At 69.2% G+C, this 23,046-nt stretch carries 18 protein-coding genes and 5 pseudogenes; 15 read left to right on the top strand and 8 right to left on the bottom strand.

Annotated elements, in window-relative coordinates; all coding sequences use genetic code 11:
- Window positions 1-45 precede the first annotated feature (45 nt).
- On the top strand, window positions 46-1,098 hold the full coding sequence (locus JSY14_RS06440; protein ID WP_259557952.1) for a GNAT family N-acetyltransferase: 1,053 nt from the start codon (window positions 46-48) through the stop codon (window positions 1,096-1,098).
- On the opposite strand, the gene JSY14_RS06435 is transcribed toward JSY14_RS06440, so the two are convergent.
- On the bottom strand, window positions 1,016-2,326 hold the full coding sequence (locus tag JSY14_RS06435) for an MFS transporter (protein ID WP_259557951.1): 1,311 nt from the start codon (window positions 2,324-2,326) through the stop codon (window positions 1,016-1,018). The two genes, JSY14_RS06440 and JSY14_RS06435, sit on opposite strands and share 83 nt — an antisense overlap.
- A 77-nt stretch (window positions 2,327-2,403) precedes the next feature.
- Between JSY14_RS06435 and JSY14_RS06430 the strand changes: the two genes are divergently transcribed.
- Window positions 2,404-2,847 (top strand): SRPBCC family protein, encoded by a 444-nt coding sequence (locus JSY14_RS06430; protein WP_259557950.1) that lies wholly within the window; start codon window positions 2,404-2,406, stop codon window positions 2,845-2,847.
- A 92-nt stretch (window positions 2,848-2,939) separates the two neighbouring features.
- Window positions 2,940-3,344, top strand: a complete 405-nt coding sequence (locus tag JSY14_RS06425) for a DUF1992 domain-containing protein (protein ID WP_259557949.1) — start codon at window positions 2,940-2,942, stop codon at window positions 3,342-3,344.
- A gap of 28 nt (window positions 3,345-3,372) precedes the next feature.
- On the opposite strand, the gene JSY14_RS06420 is transcribed toward JSY14_RS06425, so the two are convergent.
- Window positions 3,373-4,944, bottom strand: a complete 1,572-nt coding sequence (locus tag JSY14_RS06420) for an alanine/glycine:cation symporter family protein (protein ID WP_259557948.1) — start codon at window positions 4,942-4,944, stop codon at window positions 3,373-3,375.
- Window positions 4,945-5,118: 174 nt separating this feature from the next.
- Here JSY14_RS06420 and JSY14_RS06415 point away from each other — a divergent pair.
- Window positions 5,119-5,984, top strand: a pseudogene (locus JSY14_RS06415) (IS5 family transposase).
- On the opposite strand, the pseudogene JSY14_RS06410 reads toward JSY14_RS06415, so the two are convergent.
- Window positions 5,980-6,225, bottom strand: a pseudogene (locus tag JSY14_RS06410) (ISL3 family transposase); the annotation flags it as partial. The pseudogenes JSY14_RS06415 and JSY14_RS06410 sit on opposite strands and share 5 nt — an antisense overlap.
- A 304-nt stretch (window positions 6,226-6,529) precedes the next feature.
- Between JSY14_RS06410 and JSY14_RS06405 the strand changes: the two are divergent.
- A complete protein-coding gene (locus JSY14_RS06405; RefSeq protein ID WP_432803612.1) occupies window positions 6,530-7,624 on the top strand; it encodes a S1C family serine protease in 1,095 nt (364 codons plus the stop codon).
- Between the two features lie 92 nt (window positions 7,625-7,716).
- On the opposite strand, the pseudogene JSY14_RS12530 reads toward JSY14_RS06405, so the two are convergent.
- Both JSY14_RS12530 and JSY14_RS06395 read right to left on the bottom strand, forming a co-directional pair.
- Window positions 7,717-8,582 (bottom strand): annotated as a pseudogene (locus tag JSY14_RS12530) (IS5 family transposase).
- A gap of 139 nt (window positions 8,583-8,721) precedes the next feature.
- Window positions 8,722-10,410: an ABC1 kinase family protein gene (locus tag JSY14_RS06395; protein WP_259557945.1), complete on the bottom strand. Its 1,689-nt coding sequence runs from the start codon at window positions 10,408-10,410 to the stop codon at window positions 8,722-8,724.
- Window positions 10,411-10,578: 168 nt separating this feature from the next.
- On the opposite strand from JSY14_RS06395, the gene JSY14_RS06390 reads away from it, so the two are divergent.
- The 4 genes from JSY14_RS06390 (at window position 10,579) to JSY14_RS06375 (ending at window position 16,029) form a co-directional block, all read left to right on the top strand.
- Complete coding sequence (locus tag JSY14_RS06390; protein WP_259557944.1) at window positions 10,579-11,712, top strand: glucose-1-phosphate adenylyltransferase family protein; 1,134 nt, start codon at window positions 10,579-10,581, stop codon at window positions 11,710-11,712.
- A 1,625-nt stretch (window positions 11,713-13,337) separates the two neighbouring features.
- The gene (locus JSY14_RS06385; protein ID WP_259557943.1) at window positions 13,338-13,916 is read left to right on the top strand and encodes a helix-turn-helix transcriptional regulator; all 579 of its coding nucleotides are present in this window, start codon (window positions 13,338-13,340) and stop codon (window positions 13,914-13,916) included.
- Between the two features lie 75 nt (window positions 13,917-13,991).
- A complete protein-coding gene (locus JSY14_RS06380; RefSeq protein ID WP_432803611.1) occupies window positions 13,992-15,404 on the top strand; it encodes an IS1380 family transposase in 1,413 nt (470 codons plus the stop codon).
- A gap of 169 nt (window positions 15,405-15,573) precedes the next feature.
- The gene (locus JSY14_RS06375; RefSeq protein ID WP_259557942.1) at window positions 15,574-16,029 is read left to right on the top strand and encodes a helix-turn-helix transcriptional regulator; all 456 of its coding nucleotides are present in this window, start codon (window positions 15,574-15,576) and stop codon (window positions 16,027-16,029) included.
- Here JSY14_RS06375 and JSY14_RS06370 read toward each other — a convergent pair.
- Window positions 16,026-16,676, bottom strand: coding sequence for a helix-turn-helix domain-containing protein (locus JSY14_RS06370; RefSeq protein ID WP_259557941.1), 651 nt, complete (start codon window positions 16,674-16,676; stop codon window positions 16,026-16,028). The genes JSY14_RS06375 and JSY14_RS06370 overlap by 4 nt on opposite strands.
- A 196-nt stretch (window positions 16,677-16,872) precedes the next feature.
- A protein-coding gene (locus JSY14_RS06365) for an IS3 family transposase (RefSeq protein ID WP_259557940.1) occupies window positions 16,873-18,098 on the bottom strand; the annotation gives its coding sequence in 2 pieces (ribosomal slippage) (window positions 16,873-17,786 and window positions 17,786-18,098; 1,227 coding nt in all).
- 43 nt (window positions 18,099-18,141) lie between these two features.
- Between JSY14_RS06365 and JSY14_RS06360 the strand changes: the two genes are divergently transcribed.
- Complete coding sequence (locus tag JSY14_RS06360) at window positions 18,142-18,543, top strand: TetR family transcriptional regulator C-terminal domain-containing protein (RefSeq protein ID WP_259557938.1); 402 nt, start codon at window positions 18,142-18,144, stop codon at window positions 18,541-18,543.
- A 209-nt stretch (window positions 18,544-18,752) separates the two neighbouring features.
- Here the strand turns inward: JSY14_RS06360 and JSY14_RS06355 are convergent.
- A pseudogene (locus JSY14_RS06355) lies at window positions 18,753-19,148 on the bottom strand (transposase); the annotation flags it as partial.
- Here JSY14_RS06355 and JSY14_RS12525 point away from each other — a divergent pair.
- The 5 genes and pseudogenes from JSY14_RS12525 to JSY14_RS06335 all read left to right on the top strand — a co-directional run.
- Window positions 19,125-19,280, top strand: a complete 156-nt coding sequence (locus tag JSY14_RS12525; RefSeq protein ID WP_432803610.1) for a hypothetical protein — start codon at window positions 19,125-19,127, stop codon at window positions 19,278-19,280. The pseudogene JSY14_RS06355 and the gene JSY14_RS12525 overlap by 24 nt on opposite strands.
- Window positions 19,281-19,371: 91 nt before the next feature.
- Entirely contained in the window at window positions 19,372-20,940 is a 1,569-nt protein-coding gene (locus JSY14_RS06350) for a tyrosine-protein kinase domain-containing protein (protein ID WP_259557937.1), read from the top strand.
- The gene (locus JSY14_RS06345) at window positions 20,937-21,869 is read left to right on the top strand and encodes a glycosyltransferase family 2 protein (RefSeq protein WP_259557936.1); all 933 of its coding nucleotides are present in this window, start codon (window positions 20,937-20,939) and stop codon (window positions 21,867-21,869) included. The genes JSY14_RS06350 and JSY14_RS06345 overlap by 4 nt, the downstream gene beginning before the upstream one ends.
- On the top strand, window positions 21,866-22,960 hold the full coding sequence (locus JSY14_RS06340; RefSeq protein WP_259557935.1) for a hypothetical protein: 1,095 nt from the start codon (window positions 21,866-21,868) through the stop codon (window positions 22,958-22,960). The genes JSY14_RS06345 and JSY14_RS06340 overlap by 4 nt, the downstream gene beginning before the upstream one ends.
- Window positions 22,957-23,025, top strand: a pseudogene (locus JSY14_RS06335) (hypothetical protein); the annotation flags it as partial. The gene JSY14_RS06340 and the pseudogene JSY14_RS06335, both read left to right, overlap by 4 nt.
- Window positions 23,026-23,046: the final 21 nt, after the last annotated feature.

Genomic DNA, 23,046 nt, shown 5'->3' with positions numbered 1-23,046 from the left:
AAATTACGTCGCGCCCCTCCGGTGCCGCGTGATCTGATCGACCGCATGCAGATCACTGTGCGCCCCTTGGACCTCGGCTCGGACGCCGATCTCGACGCCGTCGCGCGCATCGACGATGCCCACGATCAGCTGCTGTTCGGCGGAGTCGAACCGGCGACCGTCGCCCAGCAGCGCAGCCTTTTCTCCGACAGTCCCTACTCCTCGGTGCGCGTGGCGGTGGCGGAGGTCGAGCAGATGGAGGGTCAGGTGATCGCCGGGTACGCCTCCGTCTCCCAGTCGCTCCAGGAGAACCTTGACACCGTCTACGTCGACATCACGGTCCACCCGGCGCTGCGCGGTCACGGCGTCGGCACCGCACTTCTGGAGCAGGCCGTGATCCCGATGATCCGCGAGACCGGCCGCACCCTCGTGTCGGCCTGGGCCGCCGGACCGTCCGAGGGTGAGGTCGAGGACCCGGCCCTGCCGCAGGTGAAGCTCGCCCACCGGCTCGGCCTGGAACGACGCAACGTGGCCGTGTGCCGCGCCCTCTCCCTGCCGATCGACCCGGAGCTGTTGCGTCGGCTGGGGGCCGAGGCCGCCGAGAAGATCGGCGACTACCGCGTGGAGGTGTGGGATGACGAGATCCCCGAGGAGCACCTCGAGACCTACGGCACGTTGCTCACCCAGCTCGAGGTCGACGATCCCGACGAGGAGTTCGAGTACGAGGCCGCGACCTACACTCCCGACCGTCTGCGCACCATGCAGCAGCGGCGGCGGGAGCGTGGAATCCGGGTCCTGACGGCGGTGGCCATCGCTCCTGACGGCAGTTTCGCGGGGAACTCAGAATTGCACTGGCGTCGCACCGAGGGAACCACTCTGTGCTGGCAGGAGAACACGCTGGTCATGCCACAGCACCGCGGGCACCGGCTGGGACTTGCCCTGAAGGTCGCCACGCATGCCCGCATCGGGGAACTGGCTCCCGGGGTGGAGCAGATCGTCACGTGGAACTCTCACGTCAACCCGTGGATGATCGCGATCAACGAGAAGCTCGGATACCAGGTGAGGTTCCGGGAGATCGCCTACCAGGGACGGCCCGCGGCCACAGCACCACGGCGGTGACCGCCGCGGCGGCGGCGAGCGCTGTGAGACCCCAGGCCGCGCCGGTGAGGCTCCATGCTCCGAGCCACCCCGCCAGGGGGTAGGTGAGCAGCCAGCAGGCGTGGGACAGCGAGAACTGTGCCGCGAACACTGCCGGAAGGTCACGCGGATCGACGCTGCGCCGCAGCACCCGGCCGACCGGGGTCTCCGCCATCGACCAGCCGACGCCCACCGCCGCCCACAGCACGCCCACGAGGACCACGGATCCGCGAGGCAGACCCAGGGCGATGAGCGCACCCGCCACCACCAGGAGCACTGCACCCCCGAGCATGACGCGCCGTTCCCCGACGGGGCCGCGCCCCCGTAGAAGCCGGGGGAGCGCGAGCGCGGCGAGCATCGACCCGGCCCCGTGCACCCCCAGCATCACCGCCACGTCCGGTTCTCCCAGCTCCAGCACGTCGCGGACGATCACCACCGTCTGCACCAGCACGAATGCCCCCACGGCCGCCACGGTCAGGTGCAGTGCGAGGACGGCCCGCAGCGCCGGGATCGACAGGAACAGCGTCGTTCCTCGGCTCACCCGCCGCAGGAACGGCAGCTCACCACCCGTCCCCTCGGTCATATCCCGGGCGTCATCGTTCGCGTCCCGGACGTCGTCGGCCGCGTCCCGGCCCGCGGCTGTCGCGGGGATCGCGGCACCGAGCACCAGCAGGGCGGAGACGGCGAAGCCGAGACCGGTCCCCACGAACAGGCCCGTGAACGGCACCACCAGCAGCAGCGCGGCCGCCAGCAGCGGTGAGAGCACCGCCTCCAGGTCGTAGGCCAGGCGGGACAGGGACAGCGCCGCGGTGTAGTCCTCCTCATCGGGCAGAACGTCTGGGATCACCGACTGGAACGTCGGCGTGAACGTGGCCGACGCCGCCTGCAGCACGAACACCGCGATCAGCACCTGCCAGGTCTCGGAGAGGAATGGCAACAGCAGGGCGATGGCCAGCCGGACCATGTCCGAGGAGATCAGCACCAGTCGGCGCGGCGCCCGATGGACCAGCGCCGTCGTCACCGGGGCGACCAGCACGTACGCGATCATCTTCACCGCCAGGATGGTGCCCAGCACGCGCCCGGCGCCCACCCCGGCGATGTCATGGGCCAGCAGACCGAGGGCCACCGTCAACAACCCGGTGCCGGCCAGCGCTACGACCTGGGCGGCGAACAGGCGGCGGTAGGTCGGGTGGCGGAGAGCGGTCAGCACGTGCATACCCTACGGCGGTATCCCCGCCTCGCCGTCCAGAGGTGTCGTCGCACGCTGTCGCGTGCTTTCATGGGCGCATGAGCGAACAGCGCATCGTCACCGCGTCCCGCGAGATCTCCGCCGCACCCGAGGCGATCTTCGAGCTGATCGCCGATCCCGCCCGGCAGCCCGAGTGGGACGGCAACGACAACCTGGGAGAGGCCCCCACCGGACAGCGCGTCAGCGCCGTCGGCGACGTCTTCCGCATGGTCCTCACCAAGGGGTCCGTGCGAGAGAACCACGTGGTGGAGTTCGAGGAGGGCCGCCGCATCGCCTGGAAACCCGCCCCGGAGGGTGAGCAGCCGCCCGGGCATCTGTGGCGGTGGGAGGTGGAGCCGCTGGGGGAGGGCCTCACCCGCGTCACTCACACCTACGACTGGACCGCCCTGACCGACGAGAAGCGCATGGCCAAGGCCCGCGCCACCACGGCGGAGAACCTGCGGGCGTCGCTCGACCGTCTGGCGCAGCACGTCCAGTCGTGAGACGTTCCCGCGGGAACGTCGGCCGGTCCCAGGGAGCGGGGCGGCCCGGGGATCCGCGCAGGGCCGACCACGCTGACACGCCGGAGGATCCGGTGCGCCCCCACCCGCACCGCCCCGCGGTGTGGGACCGCGGGGCCGACGCCATGGACCGCGCCGCCGCGGAGGGGGCCTTCGACGACCTGCCCCTTGCCGGTCAGCCGCTGGATCTGCGTGATGCCCACGACCCCGACTGGTGGGTGAAGCGCCGCCTCGCCGCCGGGGACATCGAGCGGGAGGCGCTTCTGCCGCTGCCGGTGTTGTTGCGCCGTGAAGCCGCCCGGCTCGACGACACCCTCGCCGCCTTCACCCGCGAGGAGCAGGTGCGTGAGTACGTCGCCGACTACAACCGCCGTGTGCGTGACGACGCACTCGCCGCTCCCGGCCCGTTCGGCGGGGCCGTGCCACTGGACCCCGAGATGACCGTCGCGCGGTGGCGCCGGGTCCGGGGCTGGGAGTGACGGGGCGCGGGCCGTCCACCCAGGCTCGTCAGCGATCGTCGGAGGCCGTCGAGTTCTCGGTCTCCGGCGCCTGCTCCAGTTCCAGGTCACGGGTGTCGGGCGCGGTCTCGGCGACGGTCTCGATGGCGGCGTCGACATCACCGGTGCGGGCGTGCTCGTCGGCCATCTGCTCCCACAGCGGTGCGTTGGTGATGCCCACCCGGCGCGGGTCGAACACCGGGTCCAGGCCCTGCCGCTTCTGCCGGTCGTAGTCCTTCATCAGCGTGATCGCCTGCCCGCTCAAAAGCACCAGCGCCAGGATGTTCACCCAGGTGTACAGGCCGACCCCGAAGTCGGCGAACGCCCAGGCCATATCGGATTTCTGCAGGGCGCCGTACACCATCGACGCCGCCAGCAGCAGGTGGGCGATCATGCCGGCCACCCGCTGCGCGGTGTGGTTCTTCACCAGGTAGGCCAGGTTCGTCACCGCGTAGAAGTCGAAGGACAGCAGCGTGGTGAACGCGAAGAGGAACACCGCGAGTGCCACGAGCGTCGGCCCGAACGCCGGGAGCACGGAGTCGATGGCGATCTGCGTCCACGCCGGGCCCGCCTCCACCCCGGGGAGGTTCTCCACGATGGTGGTCGTCCCGTCGGGCCCCAGCACGTTGAAGCTGTTGGTGGACAGGATCATCAGGCCGGTGACGGTGCAGACGAACAGGGTGTCGACGTACGCGGAGAACCCCTGGGCGAGGCCCTGCTTCACGGGATGGGAGACGTTCGCCGCGGCGGAGGCCTGCGCCCCGGAGCCGGTGCCGATCTCCGTGGAGTACACGGCACGGCGCACGCCCCAGGCGATCGCCGCGCCGAGCATGCCCGCATACACCGAGTCGGTGGCGAAGGCGCTGCCGACGATCAGACGCAGCATCTCCGGCACCGCGGACGCGTTGAGGACCACGACGACCAGGCCCACCAGGATGTAGGCGGCGGCCATGAACGGCACCACCAGGCCGACGGTGCGACCCAGCCGGTGCATGCCCCCCAGCACGATCACCAGGAACAGCACGGCCATCCCCACGCCGGTCCACAGCGGGTCCCAGCCCCAGGCCTGCGCGGTGGCGGCGGAGACGGCGTTGGACTGGATCTGCGGACCGGTCAGGGTGGTGGCGACGACGGTCGCGGCGGCGTACGCGGCGGCCAGCCAGCGCCAGTTCCGGCCCAGGCCCTCGAGGATGTAGAACGCCGGACCGCCGCGGAACTCACCCTGCACCTTGTGCTTGTACAGCTGCGCCAGGGAGCTTTCGGCGACGGCCACCGGCGCGCCCAGCAGCGCGGTCACCCACATCCAGAACAGGGCCCCGGGACCACCGGAGTGCATCGCCACCGCCACCCCTGCGATGTTCGCGACGCCGATGCGTCCGCCGAGGGCCATGGCGAATGCCTCGAACGAACTGATCCCGGCGCTGGTGCGGCCCCCGTGGAGGAGCTGCCCCACCATGTCCCCGACCAGACGCACCTGCGGTACGCCCATCCGCACCGTGAAGTAGGCGCCCAGCAGGAGGATCAGGATGACCATGGGGAGGCTCCACATGATCTCGTTGGCGGAGGTGATGAACGCTTCCATGGGGTCCCTTCGCAGACGTCGATGTCGGCGCACAGGTCGGCTGCGCGCAGCGTCGGCGTTCGACCCTACGTGATCCAGGTCTCAGGGTGGGGTGAGGGTGGGCCGCGGGTAAGGGGAGCGTGTTAGGCCGTGTTGCTAAATGCTGGTTCGGGGCCTTCGGGTGATCTTTGAGGCGTGTCGCGAGGTGTCATCACGGACGGGGTCTGGGAGCTGATCTGGGACGTGTTCCCGCCGGTGAGGACACGGGGCCGTCCTCCGGTGGATCGGCGCACGGTGGTCGAGGCGACCGGGTGGCGGTTCCGCACGGGATCGGCGTGGCGAGACCTGCCCGATCGGTTCGGGAGCTGGAACACGATCTACAAGAACTTCCGCCGGTGGGCGAGTGACGGCGTCTGGGAGGACTTGCTCACCCATGTGCAGAAGCGGGCGTCGCTTCAGGGTGAGATCGACTGGGTCGTGTCGGTGGATTCCTCGATCGCGCGTGTCCATCAGCATGGCGCGACCCTGCCCCGGGTCACAGGGGGATCCGTCGAACGACAAGAAGTCCGGGCCGGAGCCTCCTGACCACGCGATCGGCCGGTCACGGGGTGGTTTGACGACGAAGATCCATCTCGTCTGCGACGGGAAGGCCCGGGCGCTGGCGTTCGTCCTCACTGGCGGGCAGGTCGCAGACACGAGCATGTTCACCTGCGTACTCGACGAGATCCACGTTCCCGGCCGAGGGCCTGTGGGCACGAGGCCGGATCGGGTGCTCGCGGACAAGGGCTACCCCGTCGAAGAAGAACCGGGCCTGGCTGCGCGAGCGCGGCGTCAAGGCCACGATCCCCGAACGGGGCGACCAGATCGCTCACCGCCGCAAGCGTCCGGGCCGTCCGATCGACTTCGGCGATGAGCAGCGGGAGCGTTACAAGGGCCGCAACGTCGTCGAGCGGTGCTTCAACTTCGTGAAGCAGTGGCGAGGACTCGCTTCCCGCTACGACAAGACCGCCCGGTCATACGCGGCAGGGCTCTGCCTCTCCGCCGCCTTGCAATGGATTTAGCAACACGGCCTAGCAGCGTCGTCGGCCGGTGCCCGAACGGTTCATGCGCCAGCGGGCGCGTCACCGTGTCCCGTGGCGCGCCCTCGGCGCCGCACTTCCGACACCACGGGTCGTCCTCGACGACGCGGCACTCGATCACCGCCCGATCTGGCTCGAGACGCTGCCCAACGGCCTCGAGGCCGAGCTCGTCGAGACGGCAGAACGTGGTCAGGTCGGGCGCGGCGAAGGTAGCGTGGTGCAAGTCGAGGTCTTCCGGCGGATGGGCAGTGTAGGAACTTTCATCTTGGAAGACCTCGACGTCTATCCACGAACCAGCCGCCCACCCCCGACTACACCGTCAACTGCGAAGAGCCCCTTACAGTTGGCAGAGACTATGCGGTGTGGGATGCTCCCCGTAGGGGGAGATCGCCGGTGTCTTGCGAAGAGGCGCCGGCGATCCACCTCTTTCGCCGTCGCGGCGCATCGTGCGTCGCTGCGCTGTCCATGAGAGGGGTAGATCAGGGATGAGGATCACGTGGCCGAGCACGGTCAGGACGATCCGACGGGTGAGAGGCACCGCTGCACCAGTGGTCCTGGTATCCTGTGTGGCCCTGGCATTGGCGGGGTGCACAGGCGCGGACACCGGTTCCGCTACCCCGGACGCATCGCCTGCCTCCTCCGCTTCGGAACCGGCCTCTGAGCCGCCTGCCGTCGCGGCATCGGCGGGCGGGGACTGGTCTGCCACGGCAGCGCAGGTCGCACCGAGCGTGGTCTCGATCTCGGTGCGCACCTCGCAGGACGGTGGCGCCGGATCCGGCGTGATCATCGACGAGCAGGGCCACGTGGTCACCAACCACCACGTCATCGCCGGGGCCACCGAGGGCGGGCAGATCCTGGTGACGCTCGCTGACGAGCGGGTCTTCGAGGCCTCCGTGCTGGGCAGCGATCAGGCCAGCGACCTCGCGGTCCTGGAGATCGCCGATGCTCCCGCAGACCTGACCCCGATCGAGGTCGCCGATTCCGACGAATTGGTGGTCGGCGAACCCGTGATGGCCGTGGGCAACCCGCTGGGACTGTCCGGCACGGTCACCACCGGCATCGTCAGCGCGCTGGATCGTCCCGTGACGGCTGGCAGCGCTGAACCGTCGGCGTCGGGGGCGCAGGAGCCCGTGGTCACCAACGCCATCCAGACCAGCGCCGCGATCAACCCCGGCAACTCCGGGGGCGCCCTGGTCGACGCGAACGGCCAGCTGGTGGGCATCAACTCCTCGATCGCCGCACTTGGCCCCGAATCCGGCAACATCGGCATCGGCTTCGCGATCACCTCACGGCAGATGCGGTCCGTGGTTGACCAGATCCTGGAGACCGGCACCGTCCAGCACGCCTACCTGGGCGTTGGTGTGGGCGACGTGATCGTCGAGGTCGACGGGGCCCAGCGGTGGGCCGCAGGTGTCGCGAACGTGGCACCCGACGGCCCCGCAGCGCAGGCCGGCCTGCAGGAGGGCGATGGCATCCTCGCGATCGACGACGAGGCCGTGGACTCCGCCCTCTCGCTGATCGCGCAGATCCGTGAACGGCCGGTGGGCACCGAGGTCACCCTCGACATCATCCGCGACGGTGAGGCCCAGGAGGTCACGGTCACCCTCGACGCACGGCCCTGAGCAGTGGGCTTCGGGAGTGAGTCGGCGGCAGAGCCGACGAAGCACGGTCACCCGCCGCGTCGGTTGTCGCGCGTCAGACTTAGGCCGTGTTGCTAAATCCATTGCAAGGCGGCGGAGAGGCAGAGCCCCGCCGCGTATGACCGGGCGGTCTTGTCGTAGCGGGAAGCGAGTCCTCGCTACTGCTTCACGAAGTTGAAGCACCGCTCGACGACGTTGCGGCCCCTTGTAACGCTCCCGCTGCTCATCGCCGAAGTCGATCGGGCGGCCCGGACGCTTGCGGCGGTGAGCGATCTGGTCGCCCCGTTCGGGGATCGTGGCCTTGACGCCGCGCTCGCGCAGCCAGGCCCGGTTCTTCTTCGACGGGTAGCCCTTGTCCGCGAGCACCCGGTCCGGTCTCGTGCGCGCGGGCCCTCGGCCGGGGACGTGGATCTCGTCGAGTACGCAGGTGAACATGCTCGTGTCTGCGACCTGCCCGCCGGTGAGGACGAACGCCAGCGCCCGGGCCTTCCCGTCGCAGACGAGATGGATCTTCGTCGTCAAACCACCCCGTGACCGGCCGATCGCGTGGTCAGGAGGCTCCGGCCCGGACTTCTTGTCGTTCGATGGATCCCCCTGTGACCCGGGGCAGGGTCGCGCCATGCTGATGGACACGCGCGATCGAGGAATCCACCGACACGACCCAGTCGATCTCACCCTGAAGCGACGCCCGCTTCTGCACGTGGGTGAGCAGGTCCTCCCAGACGCCGTCGGTCGCCCATCGCCGGAAGTTCTTGTAGATCGTGTTCCAGCTCCCGAACCGGTCGGGGAGGTCTCGCCACGCCGATCCCGTGCGGAACCGCCACGCGGTCGCCTCGACCACCGTGCGCCGATCCACCGGAGGACGGCCCCGTGTCCTCACCGGCGGGAACACGTCCCGGATCAGCTCCCAGACCTCGTCCGTGACGACATCTCGCGACACGCCTCAAGGATCACCCGAAGGCCCCGAACCAGCATTTAGCAACACGGCCTAGTGAGCGGCAGCCCGTCAGCGCGGCCCACCGCGTCGGCCGCCTGCCCCACCACCCAGGAGCCGGGCACTCGCGCGTGCCGGGGGTGTCTCAACTGCCACGCAGGTTCCGTCGTACGAATCTTCCGGCGGTGCGCACGGGGCCGGCGCCGGCGGCCAGCAGCATGCCCATCAGGGCCGTGGTGCCGCCCGCGCCGATCAGCAGAGGGTCCCTCATGCGGCCCCCGGCCGACGGCTGCGAGGCCAGCACCGTGGAGATGCCTACCAGTAGCGCGCTCATCGTCATGCCCACGATCAGGCGGTCAGCAGTGTTCTCCATGCGGCTGATGACCTTGTCGAGGTCCGCGGCGTCGATGTGCACGTCCACGCCGCGGCTCTCGTAGTCGTCCAGCAGGCGCAGTGCCCGCTGGGGCAGGTCGGTGCCCAGCCGCAGCGCGGTGCGGCCCGCCATTCCCGCTCGCCGGGCCAGCGCCTCGGGGCTCAGCAGCTCGCCCATCGCGATCGGCAGCACCTCTTCGAGCACCGTCGCGACCTGGAAGCCCGGATCCAGGGTGACGGCGCTGGACTCGGTGAGCACCAGCATCCGCAGCAGGGCCGAGACGTCCGAGGGCAGCTGCAGGCGGTGGCGGCGCAGCAGCGCGGTGATGCGCTCCACCACGGCGGCGACGGAGATCGCGCCCAGCGGCTTCTCGGTCAGCATGTCCAGCAGTTCGGACACGTCGCGCGAGAGCCGCCTGCGGTCCACCCCGCCGCGTGGGGGCGCCAGCTGCAGCAGGGCGGAGACCGCGCCGTCCTCGTCCTGTCGGCCCAGGGCGAAGGCGAGCCACAGCAGGTGCTCGCGCACCTGCGGGGAGAGGGTGCCGACCATCCCGAAGTCGATCAGCCAGATGGTCCCGTCGGTCTCCACGAACAGGTTGCCGGGGTGCGGGTCGGCGTGGAAGAAGCCGTCCACCAGCACCATCCGCAGCAGGGACTCGGTGGCGTCGTGGGCGACCTTGCGGCGGTTGATGCGGGCGGCGTCCAGCGCGGCGGTGTCGGTGATGACCATCCCGGTGACGAACTGCTCGGTGAGCACCTCGGAGGTGGTCAGCTCCCGGTACACGCGGGGGACCCGCACCGTGCGGTCCTCGGCCAGGTTGCGGCGCAGACGACGCGCGTTGTCCGCCTCGGTGCGGTAGTCCAGCTCGCGGCGCATCATGCGATCGAAGGCCGCCACCACCGACTCGATGTCGGCGTCACGGGCGAGGGACCACTCGCGGGAGGCCAGGGCCGCCAGGGAGCGGATCAGGTCCAGGTCCGAGTGGATCATCTCCGCGGCACCGGGCTTGCGCACCTTCACGATCACCTCGGTGCCGTCCTGCAGGCGGGCGCGGTGGGCCTGGCCGATGGAGGCCGACGCCAGCGGCACCTCGTCGAAGTGCGAGAACAGCTCGTGCGGGTCCGCGCCCAGCTCGCGCCGGATCGTCTCGGCGATCTGCGCATAGGTGACGGGCGAAGTGCTGGTCTGCAGCTTCTCCAGCTCCGAGGTGTACTCCAGCGGGAGCAGGTCGCGGCGGGTGGAGAGCATCTGGCCGAGCTTGACGAACGTCGGCCCCAGGTCCTCCAGGGCGCGGCGCAGGCGCATCGGGCCGGGGACGGGGCCGGAGTCGTCGCCGGAGAGGTGGCGGTACACCAGTCCGGTCATGTGCTCGCGCAGGCCGATCTGATCGGCGAGGGCCGACATGCCGTTGCGCACCAGGACCTCGGCGATCCGACGGTAACGGGCGGTGACGGAGGCCATGATGGCCATGCTAGCCAGGGGTCGGGTGGGGCAGCGTGGTGCGAAGCGGAGATTCCTACCGTTCGTACCGCATCCCGGATGCGATCGACGTCGCTCCGGGCCGATCCTCAGCATCGGGGAGTAGAAACCTCCCAGCCACTCCTGCCGACCACCCGAGAGGCCCCCACCATGCGCATCCCACGAGTGCTCGCGATCGTCCTGGCCGGTGGTGCCGGGTCACGGCTGGACGCCCTCACCGACCACCGCACCAAACCGGCGGTGAGGGTGGCGGGCAACTACCGGTTGATCGATGTGGCCCTGTCCAACCTGGCCAACAGCCACGTGCGCGACGTGTGGGTCATCGAGCAGTTCCTGCCGCACGCCCTGAACGAGCACCTGTCCAACGGCCGGCCCTGGGACCTGGACCGCACCCACGGCGGACTGCGGATCCTGGCCCCGTTCACCGGCGGCACCGGGGAGGGCCTGCCCGAGGGCAACAGCGACAGCCTGTGGCACTTCCGCAGGCAGATCGCCTCCTTCGAACCTGAGCTGGTGCTGGTGATGAGCGCCGATCACCTGTTCACGCTGAACCTCACCGACGTGGTGGACACCCACCGGGACGCCGGCGCCGACCTCACCATCGTCACCACCCGCCACGACGGCGACGCCAGCCGCTACGGCGTGGTGAAGGTGGGCACGAAGGGCGTAATCGAGGAGTTCTGGTACAAGCCGGAGGAGCCGCCCACGGACCTCGTGGTCACCGAGACGTTCTGCTTCGACGGGCCGGCCCTGCTGACAGCCCTGGAGGAGCTGGGTGGCGAGGACGGCCTGGACGACTACGGGGAGGACCTGATCCCCCACTTCGTCGAGAACCACACCGTGGTCGAGCACCGGCTGGAGGGCTACTGGCAGGACATCGGCACCCTCAGCGCCTACTGGCGCGCGCACATGGAGCTGCTGGACGGCACCGGCGTGGACCTGGACGATCCCGAGTGGCCGATCTTCACCGCCCCGCCGCAGCTCGTGCCCGCACGAGTGGGCAGCAGCGCCGACGTCGCCGAGTCCATGCTGGCCTCCGGCTCGGTGGTGAAGGGGGTCGTGCGGCACAGCGTGATCGGCCCGTCGGTGCAGGTCGAGGAGGGTGCCCACCTCGAGGACTGCGTGGTGCTGGACGGGGCCCGCATCGGCGCCGGCGTGCACCTGAGCGGGTGCATCGTCGACGAGGGCGCACAGCTGGAGGGCCCCATGGAGGTCCGCACCAAGGACTGCGCCACCCTGATCAACGGTGCCGGCGAGGTGGTGCGCACCGAGCAGGTGGGGTGAGCGCCAGCGGTCGGGCGGGGCCAATCCAGCTGCTCACGCTCCCGTCCACGGGCACGGGCGACCAGGTCGTTCGCACTCATGATGACGCCGGGGGCGAGGAACGCCTGCGGATCCAGATCCGCCCGGGAGCGCACCATGATCACTGCCGTCTCCCCGGCCAGCAGGGTGTGCAGCTGGGTCTGGGCCACCGCGTCCGGGTCCACCTTGTCGGCCAGCACGCACAGATCGCGCACAGTGCCGGAGGCGCTCACGATGATCTGGTACCCGTCATCGACACGGCGGACAGTCGCCTCCACGGCGTCCTCGGGAATGGCGCTGTCCTTGTCCTCGGCGAAGAAGTGCACGGTGCGGCCATGGCCCTCGGTCGACTCCACCACGAGCACTTCCCGGTCCGCGTCCTGCGGGGTGGCGAGGTCCTCCGGGATCCGCACGGATGCCACGCTGCGCGGGGGCACCTCGACATCGATCTCAGTTCGCGCCAGCACCTGGCCGGTGTGGTCCTGACGGCGCAGCAGCAGGCGCGAGTCGAGCTGCTCGTCCGTGTCGTTGCCGACCGAGACGATCTCGCCGTCCTCACGCGGCTGCACGGTGATCAGGACGGGCGCGTATATGTCCCGCAGGGCGTACCACAGCAGCTTGCGGCGGCCGTCGCCGTCGACCGCGGCCCAGCTGGTCACGGGCCAGCAGTCGTTCAGCTGCCACACGAGGGTCCCGGCGCACACCGGCCAGTGCGACCGGTAGTGCCCGATCCCGCAGATCAGGGCGCGGGCCTGGTTCAGCTGCGTGGTGAAGTGGAAGTCCTCGTAGCCCACCGGCGCCGGCACGTGGGCCGCGAAGCCGCGGTACAGCTTGTCCTGGCCGCCCGAGGCCTTCTGGTGCGACAGCATCGTCTCGGAGTCCTCGCGCAGAGGGCGCTCGCTGACCATCCGCTCCACCGTGGCGTAGTTCGCTGCCCCCTGGTAGCCGAACTCCGCGGAGAAGCGGGGCACGTTGTCGCGGTACCGGGTGTAGTCGTTGTCGTCACCGCTCCACCACGCCACCCAGTTGTGGATGGTTCCGTGGTCGGGGCTGCCCGGCTTGGAGACGTCCCCGCGGGAGTAGGGGCTCGACGGAGAATAGCTGCGGGTCGGGTCCAGCTCGGCCATCAGTGCCGGGAACAGGTCGAGGTAGTACCCCAGGCCCCAGGCCGCACCCTCCTCGAGCTTGTCCTTCCACCCCCACGTGTAGTACCCGATGACGTTCTCGTTCGAACCGTTCCAGTGCACCAGGGAGGGGTGCCAGGCCAGGCGCACGATCTGCTCGCGTGCCTCGGCCTCGATCTCGCTGCGCAGCGGCTCCTGCTCCGAGTACGAGGCGTGTCTGGGGTGGTGTTCTCGTTGCCGCCGGTCCAGATGGCGAACAGCACCCCGGGCGCCACCTCGAAGGCGACGTAGCGCGGGCTGGTGAAGGTGGGCTCGATATCGAACAGGTCGCTGTAGAAGGCGGTGGACCGTTCGGCGTCGCTGACGTAGATCAGGAACAGGTTGGGTGCCGACATGATGTCTCCTCGGATCGGTGGATCAGGTGGCCTCATCCGACCAGCCAAAGACGACACCTTCTGTCATGTTTTGTGTGAGGATCGGGCCATGAAGTCCTCGCGGCTGTTGTCGATCCTGCTGCTTCTGCAGACCCATGAACGGATGACGAGCAAGGAGCTGGCCCGCCGGTTTGAGGTGTCACCGCGCACGATCCTGCGTGACGTCGAGGCCCTTTCAGCCGCCGGCGTGCCGGTCCACACCGAGCAGGGCCGGGGCGGTGCGATTGTGCTGGACCGTCGGTCCCGGCTGGACGTGGCGCGCCTCGATCCGGCCGAGCTGCAGTTGCTGACCGTCGCGGGTCTGGACGCCAACCCTCTCGAGCAGGTCGGGCTGCAGGCAGTCAACGCCAGCGCCCAGGAGAAGCTGACGGCCGTTGCTACGAGAGGGCAGGTGCCCACCAGCTCGCACTTGTCCGAGGTGCTTCTCATCGATCCGTCAGGGTGGTTCACGACCGGCCGGGAGCTTGACCTGACCGATCTGCTGGCCGCCGCGCGGGAACGGCGACGCATCCGCCTGCGCTACCGACACAGCGGAGAGACCACTGGACAGTGGCTCACCTCCGACCCCTACGGGCTCGTGAACCTCGAGATTTCACGGGGGTGTGGTCCCGATCGGCGGACGGCATAAAGAAAGGTGCTCCTGGCCTGGGATGATACGAGGTGTTGAGACCCGTACCCATCCGCTGGAAGGAGCACCTTTCAGGTGTCCCACCCTACCTTGTTCTTCTACCCCCGTCCGCGGGTGGACGTCGCTGAGGTCCCGGCCCTCTCGCATGCGGGCGCGGTGCTGCTGACCGACACGATCCACGCCACCGGCCTCGCCTCTTCGCTGCGGGAAGCACTGGCTCCTTGGACGAAGCCACTGGCCGAGCACCACGCGGCGAAGGTCCTGCTGGACCTCGCACTCACTCTCGCGATCGGCGGGGAGCATGCTTCGGATGCTGATCTGCTGCGGTGCGAGCCGGGCCTGTTCGGTGATGTCGCCTCGGCCCCGACGATCTCCCGCATGCTCACCACCCTCGCCCAGGACGCGCCCGCGGTGATCGAGGCGATCTCCCAGGCCCGCCGGGCCGCGCGTGAAAGAGCCTGGACCCTCGCCGGAGCGCATTCCCCGGCTGCGGGGGTCAGTGCGAAGAACCCGCTGGTCGTCGACCTCGATGCCACCCTGATCAACGTCCACAGTGAGAAGGAGCAGGCCGCACCGACGTTCAAACGCGGGTTCGGCTATCACCCGTTGTGCGCGTTCCTGGACCACGGCAGCGAAGGGACTGGGGAACCGCTGGCGATCCAGCTGCGCCCCGGCAACGCCGGCTCGAACACCGCGGCTGATCACATGACCGTCACCCGGCAGGCTCTCGCGCAGCTGCCTGCGGGCCTGCTGGCCCGGGGTGGGCGGGGGTCGAAGAAGATTCTGATCCGCACCGACGGGGCCGGCGGCACCAAGGACTTCCTGGCCTGGCTCCAGCGGCAGCGTCTGGCCTACTCAGTGGGGTTCACTCTCCCTGCGAACACTCCTGACCTGCTGAAACGCCTCGATGAGGCGGAGGCGTGGACCCCGGCCTACGACACCGAGGACGAGGGGATCCGCGACGGGGCGTGGGTGGCGGAGCTGACCGGGCTGCTGGACCTGTCCGGGTGGCCTGCCGGGATGCGGGTGATCGTGCGGAAGGAACGTCCTCATCCTGGGGCGCAGCTGCGGATCACCGATCACGAGGGGATGCGCATCACCGCGTTCGCGACCAACTCTCCGCGCGGCCAGCTCCCGGTCTTGGAGCTGCGGCACCGTCGCCGGGCGCGCTGCGAGGACCGGATCCGTAACGCCAAGGACATGGGCCTTGAGAAGTTGCCGTTGCAGGGTTTCGCGCAGAATCAGCTCTGGTGCCAGATCGTCCAGCTCGCCAGCGAGCTCGTCGCCTGGATGCAGACCATAGCTCTGACCGGCCATGATGCGCGGAAGTGGGAGCCCAAACGGCTCCGCGCGCGGTTGTTCGAGATCCCCGCGACCCTCGTGCGCCGCGCCCGGCACAAGGTCCTCCACCTCGCCGAACATGCACCCGAAGCCGTGAGGGTCCTGACCGGCGTCAACCGGCTCCGCACCACCGTCGCACAGACCTAACCCGGCGAGACCACCCGCCCCACCGACCAGCATCAACCTCTCGGGAGTGGAACCCGACCGCCCGCAACGGACACTGCGACGATCTGTCACACCCGAATGCCACAATCAGCAGCTCAACACCGGCAACGACGCCGACCCACCCCGCTCACCAGCCCCATGAAACATCGAGGTGAACAAGGCCGGCTCCTGGTACCTCGTCGCCGACGTCAACGGGAAACCCCACATGTTTAAAACAACCCGCATCGAAGATCGCGAGGCCCTCACGGATACCGCGGTACTGCGAGCGGACTGCGATCTCCGCTCGGTGTGGTGGGATCTGCTGACCGACTTCCAGTCGGCACCCGGTATCGAAGTGCACGCGCTGCTGCGCTCAACCCGCCTGGACCTGGCTCAGCGAATTCTCGGAACCCGCATCGCCAACATCACCAACACCGACGAAGAGTGGATCACTATCACCGTCCGCTATCCCGACGTCGAATCGGTCCGGCAACTCCTCCAGTTCGGCGACCACATCCGCATCCTGAGTCCGGTTGAAGCGGTCACCCGGTTCCACGACGTCGCCGCCCAGATCATGCAGGCCCACTCCTCGAACAGCTCAACCAACGTCCCCGGCCAGTACAGCTAGTGGGCGGTCGTGTAACGGACCGCGCGCGTATTCCCCGTTCCCGTAACTGCTCCCTGCTGAAGCAAGGGCTTTAGGGCCACCTTCGCCAGATCGTTTGAAACGCCCAGCGCCTTAGCAATATCTCCGATTTTGAGCCCGTCGGTGCCTGAAAGTAGACGTAGAATCTCGTCGCGCAGTTTAGTCAACTGGTCCTCGGCGGTATGGGTGCGCGGCAGAGGGAGCTCTTGGCCTATAAGGGTCCCGAGGCGATCTTCGAGAGAAGTGAACGAATCGTATTGCATGCGATCCATGCCCCTAAGATCTGAAGGCACGTCTTCAGTCCTTGTTTTAGATGGATCGAAGGCGATGTATGACGTTGCATTCATCCCCAATGCGAGGCCGAGCTCCAGGGCCACGTTCGGGTTCCATCCTGTGATGTCGTATATCCCAAAGCGAGACTCTTGGATGTACCCCTTGATCTTCTCGAGAATGTGGAGATCGGATATTCGCTCATCTGCAAACACGAACTTGACTCGGAAGGCCTTGCCAACCTCGTTATAGGGGCGCCTATAGTCATCCTTTGGTATTGAATACGGATAGGCGACAAATACTTGTCGAATTCCCGAGCTAGGTAGTGCCGCCGACTGTGGCGATGACTGCTCCGACATAATGTTTCCTTTGATTTGCTAGCATGTACAGGAGGTATTTGCGCGGACGGTGTCGCGCCGACGGACGGGCAGGGGACTGATGCACGATCAGGTGTCAGCTTGGTTTAGGCCGCCAGGGTGACGGTCAGGTTCATGATGGTCTCATATTCGACGGGGGTCGGGCCTTGACCCCTGGTGGTGGACACGGGGGTGGTGGTTACGCAGGGATGGCCAGGGTAGCGGCCAGGGAGGCTTCGTAGGTGAATGGGGCTTGGTAACCGCAGGCTGAGTGGCGTCGGCGGGTGTTGTACCGGTTGGCCCACCAGAAGATGCGGCGCCGGCAGGTGACGGCGCCGGGGAAGGCGTGCGCGCCGGCGAGGAGCTCGCGTTTGCAGCTCGCGTTCAGGCTCTCGGCCAGGGCGTTGTCAGCGCTCGAGCCGACCGCGCCCCGGGAGAGCCTGAGTCCGTGTCTGGCGGCAGCAGCGGCGAAGTCCTTGGAGACGTACTGGGCTCCGTGGTCGCTGTGAAAGATCGCCCCGGCCAGGGACCCGCGGGCTGCGGCGGCCATGTCGAGGGCGTCGGTGACCAGGCTGGTGCGCATGTGGTCGGCGATGGCCCACCCGACCAGTGCCCGGGAGCAGCAGTCGATGACGGTGGCCAGGTAGAGGAACCCGCCGGTGGCGATCGGCAGGTAGGTGATGTCGCCGACGTACTTGCGGTTCGTTGCCTCGGCGGTGAAGTCCCGCTTGATCAGGTCCGGGACGTCCTGGTCGGCAGGGGCCGGGATCGTGGTCCGCACCCGGCGACGCAGCCGCAGCCCGGGCAGGTGATGCTCGCGCATGACCCGGGCCACCCGTTTGTGGTTCACCCGCTCATCGGGGTCGACGCCGTCGTTGAGCTCGGCAGTCACCCGTGGTGCCCCGTAGGCCGGGTCGTCCTTCTGCACCGCCCGGATCCGGTCGGCGAGCACCTGGTCGTCGACGGCCCGCTGCTCCCGGGCAGGGGCAGCCTCGACCCAGGCGTAGAACGAGGACCGGTTGATCTCCAGCACCTGGCACAGCCGCTTCACCTCGTAGGTGTCTCGGTGGTCGGCGACGAACTGGAAGCGGCTCACCAGTTCGTCTCCCCGGCGAAATACTTGGCTGCCTTGCGCAGGATGTCGCGCTCGGTCGCCAGCATCCGCTTGTCGTCCTCCAGGCGACGTACCTGGGCCTCCAGGCGGGCGATCCGGGCCTGTGGGGACTCACCCTCGGGCGCGTCGCTGTGCGGGTCGGAGGCTTCGGTCCTGGGGCCGGTGTACCCCTGCTCGCGCCGCCAGGTCGCCAGCGTGCCGCGGGAGACGCCGAGATCGGCAGCGACCCCCCTCAACGTGGCGCCCGGGGTGTGCTCGTACAGCTCGACCGCCTCACGCCGGAACTCATCGGTGTAGTTCTTCCTGGGCATGGTGTAGATCTTCTCGCTTCCTCCAGCCAGTGCTGGGTTCGGCGTGTCCACCCTCCGGGGTCAGGGCCCCCGAGCTCTCGCCGAGGACGGAGCGTTCGCGGCATTCGTCGCCTTCTGCGAGCTCCTGGCGAACTCGTCACCGGCACCGGAAGGAACCGGGGACGATACGACGGCGTCCGCCGTCTGGCTCTGGTACGCGGCGAAGGCGACCCGTCCCGGGCCCGTGGCCGACGCCTTCGCCGCGGCCTGGTCCCGAACCGAGGAGCATCTCGCGGTTGTCATCGCAGATCTGTACCCCGCGCTCGATCCGGCAGACGAGGCGGCTCATCTCCTCGCTGTTCTCGACGGCATCGCCGTCGCGCGGGCTGCGCAACCTCAGCGGATGCCGCTCACGCGGGCACGGATGCTGGTGCGGCGGCATCTGGACTGCCTGTCGCGGCGATGATCCACGGCGTTGTCAGGACGCCCAGCTCAGCGCTTCGAACCAGCGGGAGATCGCACCCTCGCTGCCGTGGCAGCCCTGCTCCCCATCACCAACCCCGTCGGCGCTCTGGCCGCCTTCGCCGGTCTCACCGCCAATCAGCCCAAGGACCACCTGGGTCAAGTCCCTGGAAGTGGTGTAACAGCCTTCGAAGCAATGGGGGCGTGAGTCGGTCAGGTCTTCAGGGTCGGCATCACCTCCGTGCCCATCCCGGTGGCCGATTCCTGCGTGCAGGGCTCGCTGCACCTGGCGAGCAGCTCGAGCCCGAGGTAGCGGCGGCCCTCGGCCCATTCATCGGTCTGCTCGGCCAGCACGGCCCCTACGAGCCGGATGATCGCGTCTCGGTTCGGGAAGATGCCCACCGCGTCCGTGCGACGCCGTATCTCCCGGTTCAGCCGCTCGGCAGGGTTGTTCGACCAGATCTGGGACCACACGTCCCTCGGGAACGAGGTGAACGCGAGGATGTCCTCTCGTGCTGCATCGAGGTGCCCAGCCACCGCGGGCAACCTGTCCTGCACGTAGTCCAACAGGCGCTCGAACTGGGCATGCACGGCCGGCCCGTCGGGCTGGGGGTCGGTGCCAGTGCCTTCGCCCGGATCTGTCCGACGGAACGCGTGGACGTGCTCATCACCGATGCCGAGGCCGATCCCGGGGAGCTCGCCGCGCTCCGGGCGTGGGGGGTCGAGGTGCGGGCGGTGTGACGTTGGCTGGGGTGATCACCGCCATCTGGTCATTTCGCCGCCCCCCGGTACGATGGCCGAGTTCGTCGGGCACCACGGGAGGAATGGTCGCGTGACCATTGAAGATTTTTTGAGCATGCTGTTGCGCAACGCGCTGCTGCTGCTGGGCCTGACCATTCTCGGCGGTGCCGCCGGATACGGCCTGTCCTACCTGAAGAGCCCGGTCTATGAGGCGACGGCCCTCGGGTACGTCTCGGCGTCCTCGGAGGTCGACGCGGAGGGCAATCCGGTCTCCCAGGCCAGCGGCAACATGCAGTTCCAGTACGCCAAGGCGCAGACCTACCTCCCGCTGTTCAACACCCGGGCCGTGGGCGAGAACATCGTCCAGTCGCTGCAGCTGCAGTCCAGCCCCGACGCGGTGGCCGGCTCCCTGCAGGCCACCCTGGACCCGAACGCCCCGATCATCACCGTAACCGCCCAGGCGCCGAGCCCGGAGCGGGCCAGCGCCATCGCCAACGCCGCCGTCGAGGCCGCCGCGGCGGAGGCCCGCCAGCTGGAGTCCGGCGGCAACGAGAACGCCCGCGTCAGTGTGCAGATGGTCCCCTACCAGACCGCTCTGACCCCCGACGCCCCGGTCTCCCCGGATCGTCCGCGCTACGCCCTGATCGGCGCCGTCCTGGGCCTGTCCCTCGGCCTGATCCTCTCCTGGCTGCGGTCGCGCCACGACTCGCGCGTGCGCACGGTGGAGGATGTCGAGCGCACCGTGGGCCTGTCGACCCTCGGCGTGCTGCCCGACCTCAAGGAGCTCACCCGCGACAAGGACGGCCCCCTGCCGGAGCCGAAGTCCTTCGCGGCCCGCGAGGCGCTGCGCAAGATGCGCACGAACCTGCAGTTCATCGACGTCGACAACCCGCCGCGCGCCATCGTGGTCACCTCCAGCTTCCCGGGTGAGGGCAAGTCGACCGTCTCCGGCAACCTCGCTCGCGTCATGGCACGCGCCGGCCACCGCACCCTCCTCATCGACGCCGACATGCGCCGCCCCGTGGTGGCCAAGGAGTTCGGCCTCGATGGCACCGTGGGCCTGTCCCAGCTGCTGGCCGGCAGCGTCACTCCGGCGGAGGTCATCCAGCAGGTCGAGAACGGCCGCCTGCACGTGCTCGTCTCCGGCCAGGTGCCGCCGAACCCGTCGGAGCTGCTGGGCTCCCGCCGCATGCAGGAGCTCATCGCGGAGCTGCGCCAGAACTTCTTCGTCATCATCGATGCCCCGCCGGTGCTGGCGGTGACCGACGGCCAGTTGCTGGCCCGTCACGCCGACGGTGCCGTGCTGGTGGCCGTTCCCGGCCGCACCCGCGTCGAGAGCCTGCGTCGCGCCGCGGTGGCCATGCAGAACGTCCAGGCCAAGGTGTTCGGTGTGGTGCTCAACCGCGCCTCCACCAGCCGCATCAACCGCATCGCCTACGGTGATGCCGAGTACGGCTACGGCTACGGCGTGTACGGCAGCTACTCCTACGGCAGCAAGGGGTACGCCGACGCTTCCCGCAACGCCCAGATCGACGAGATCGAGGTGGCGGATCCGGTCACGCCCGACGCGCACCGCGCCGAGGACGGCGAGCAGACCTCCACGAGTGGCGGTCGCCGCGCCCGGCGGGTGCTGCCCACGGCCGGGGACTCCGCGGAATGATCTCCGCGCTCGGCGTCGTCATCCCCGTCCACGGGGCGATCGAGCCGGTGCTGCCGTTGCTGGACGCCCTCCTCGGGGAGGGCGTCCCGGACGCCGACCGCCCCGCCCAGGTGGTGGTGGTCGATGACGCCAGCCCGCATCCGGTCGACGCCGCGCGCCTGCCGGAGGGCGTCGAGTTCGTGCGTCGTGAGGTCAACGGCGGTTTCGGTGCCGCGGTGAACACCGGCATCGACCACCTCACGACACCCCTGGCGCTGGTGCTCAACAGCGACCTGGAGATCCCACCCGGTTTCGCCCGCACCCTGGTGGAGCACGCGGCCCCGTGGCAGCCCGCCGTGGTGGGCTGCCGCAACGCCGATCATTCGGGGCGCAGCGGGTACGCGGCGCGCGTGTTCCCGACCACCGCCCACCAGGTGGTGGAGTGGCTCGTGCCGCTGGCGGGACTGCGCCATCTGGATCTGCTGCACCGTGCGGTGGGCCATGACATGCGCGCCGAGCGTGGCCACGGCATGGTGCCGGTGGACTGGGTCTCCGGCGCCGTCATGCTGCTGCCGGTCGCTCAGGTGCGCGCCATCGGCGGGTTCGACGAGGGGTACTTCATGTACACCGAAGAGGTGGACCTGCAGAAGCGTCTGCGCGGGCAGGGGATCCCTTCGCTGTACGACACCGACCTCACCGTGCTCCACGTGGGAGGGGCGTCCTCCGGTGGGGAGCTACGGCGTCGCCGCTGGCTGGTCGGGGCACGCATGCGCTACGCCCGTAAGCACCGCAGCGTCGTCGCCCTGCGCCTCGGGCTGACAGCCGCGAGCGCAGTGAACCTCGTGTGGCAGACGGGGCGCCGCCTCGCCGGCCGCGATGTCGACCCCTTGGGCGCGGCCCGCGAGGAACTGTCACTGATCTGGACCGCTGGAAGGGATCTGCCGCGATGACCCGTTCCCCCTCAGGCTTGGTGCACCCGGAGAGCCTCGAGCTCTGGAGGGAATGGCAGAGCTCCCGGCATCCCGCACGGCGTCTGAAGCACACGGTGCTCGGTGCCGCCCGCCGGGTCCGCCCGCGGCCTGAGGAGCAGGAACAGGCCCCCGCCGGGTCCGAGTTGGTGGTGCGCACGCGTCGGGGGGAGGCCGGGGGAGCGCTGCTGCTCGCTCTGGACAGCGGATCCCCCTCGAACCTCGCTGCGGTGCTCTCCGCCCTGCCGTACCTGCGCTCGACGGTGCACGTGCTGGCGCCCCGTGAGGTGCGGCCGGAGGCCCTCGCGGGTGACGACTGGGAGGAGCAGGCGCTGACCGGTGATCCTGTGGCCCAGTTGCGCGAGCTCACCCCCTCCGCAGTCCTCTCTCTGGGGCATTTCCTCAGAGCCGGGGAGCTGGCGCATGAGGTGGCCACCGTGCGGGACGTGCCCGAGCTGGTGATCCAGCATGGCGCCCTGACCCCGTATGCACCGCCGCTCCCGGGTGGGGCCACCCTGCTGGCCTGGAGCGACGCCGACGGCGCGTTCTGGCGCTCGGGGCGCTCCGACGTAGCGGTGCGCACCGTCGGGTCGCAGATCCTGTGGGAGGCCGCTCACGAGCCCGAGGGGGAGCCTGTCTCCCCTGACGCGACCCCGGTGTTTCTCGGGCAGATGCACGGGGCGGAGCTGCCGCGGCGGGTCACCGCCGGCGCCGCCTACCGGTTCTGTCGCCAGACCGGGGCGGAGTACCGCCCCCACCCGATGGAGTCCGACGTGATCTCCCGGACGGCGCACAAGCTGTTCCGCCGCCGTGGGATCACCTTCGCCGACACCTCGGTGCCCCTGCGGGAGGTGGCGCGGCCGGTGGTCGCAGTGTTCTCCACGGGTGTGCTGGAGGCTGCCGTGCGCGGGGTTCCCGCCTGGGTGTACGCCCCGGAGGCACCGGCCTGGGTGCACGAATTCTGGGACCGGTACGGCCTGCGCCGATGGGGCGGGGAACCGACGCCGCGGCCCCGCCTCGCCGCCGACGAGCCCGCCAGCCTGGTGGCGCAGGCGCTGGAGGGTGCCGCATGACCATTCTTGTGGTGATCCCCGCGCGCGGTGGGTCCAAGGGCATCCCGCGGAAGAACCTGCTGCCGGTGGGAGGGCGCCCGCTGATC

This window comes from Brachybacterium sillae, from assembly GCF_025028335.1.
Lineage (GTDB): Bacteria > Actinomycetota > Actinomycetes > Actinomycetales > Dermabacteraceae > Brachybacterium > Brachybacterium sillae.
This window is presented reverse-complemented; position numbering and strand designations above follow the sequence as displayed.

Coding starts and splice junctions, on each gene's coding strand:
- JSY14_RS06440 (WP_259557952.1), top strand. CDS start 46: ATGCAGATCACTGTGCGCCCCTTGGACCTCGGCTCGGACGCCGATCTC.
- JSY14_RS06430 (WP_259557950.1), top strand. CDS start 2,404: ATGAGCGAACAGCGCATCGTCACCGCGTCCCGCGAGATCTCCGCCGCA.
- JSY14_RS06420 (WP_259557948.1), bottom strand. CDS start 4,944: ATGGAAGCGTTCATCACCTCCGCCAACGAGATCATGTGGAGCCTCCCC.
- JSY14_RS06395 (WP_259557945.1), bottom strand. CDS start 10,410: ATGGCCTCCGTCACCGCCCGTTACCGTCGGATCGCCGAGGTCCTGGTG.
- JSY14_RS06390 (WP_259557944.1), top strand. CDS start 10,579: ATGCGCATCCCACGAGTGCTCGCGATCGTCCTGGCCGGTGGTGCCGGG.
- JSY14_RS06385 (WP_259557943.1), top strand. CDS start 13,338: ATGAAGTCCTCGCGGCTGTTGTCGATCCTGCTGCTTCTGCAGACCCAT.
- JSY14_RS06370 (WP_259557941.1), bottom strand. CDS start 16,676: ATGTCGGAGCAGTCATCGCCACAGTCGGCGGCACTACCTAGCTCGGGA.
- JSY14_RS12525 (WP_432803610.1), top strand. CDS start 19,125: ATGCACGGCCGGCCCGTCGGGCTGGGGGTCGGTGCCAGTGCCTTCGCC.
- JSY14_RS06345 (WP_259557936.1), top strand. CDS start 20,937: ATGATCTCCGCGCTCGGCGTCGTCATCCCCGTCCACGGGGCGATCGAG.
- JSY14_RS06340 (WP_259557935.1), top strand. CDS start 21,866: ATGACCCGTTCCCCCTCAGGCTTGGTGCACCCGGAGAGCCTCGAGCTC.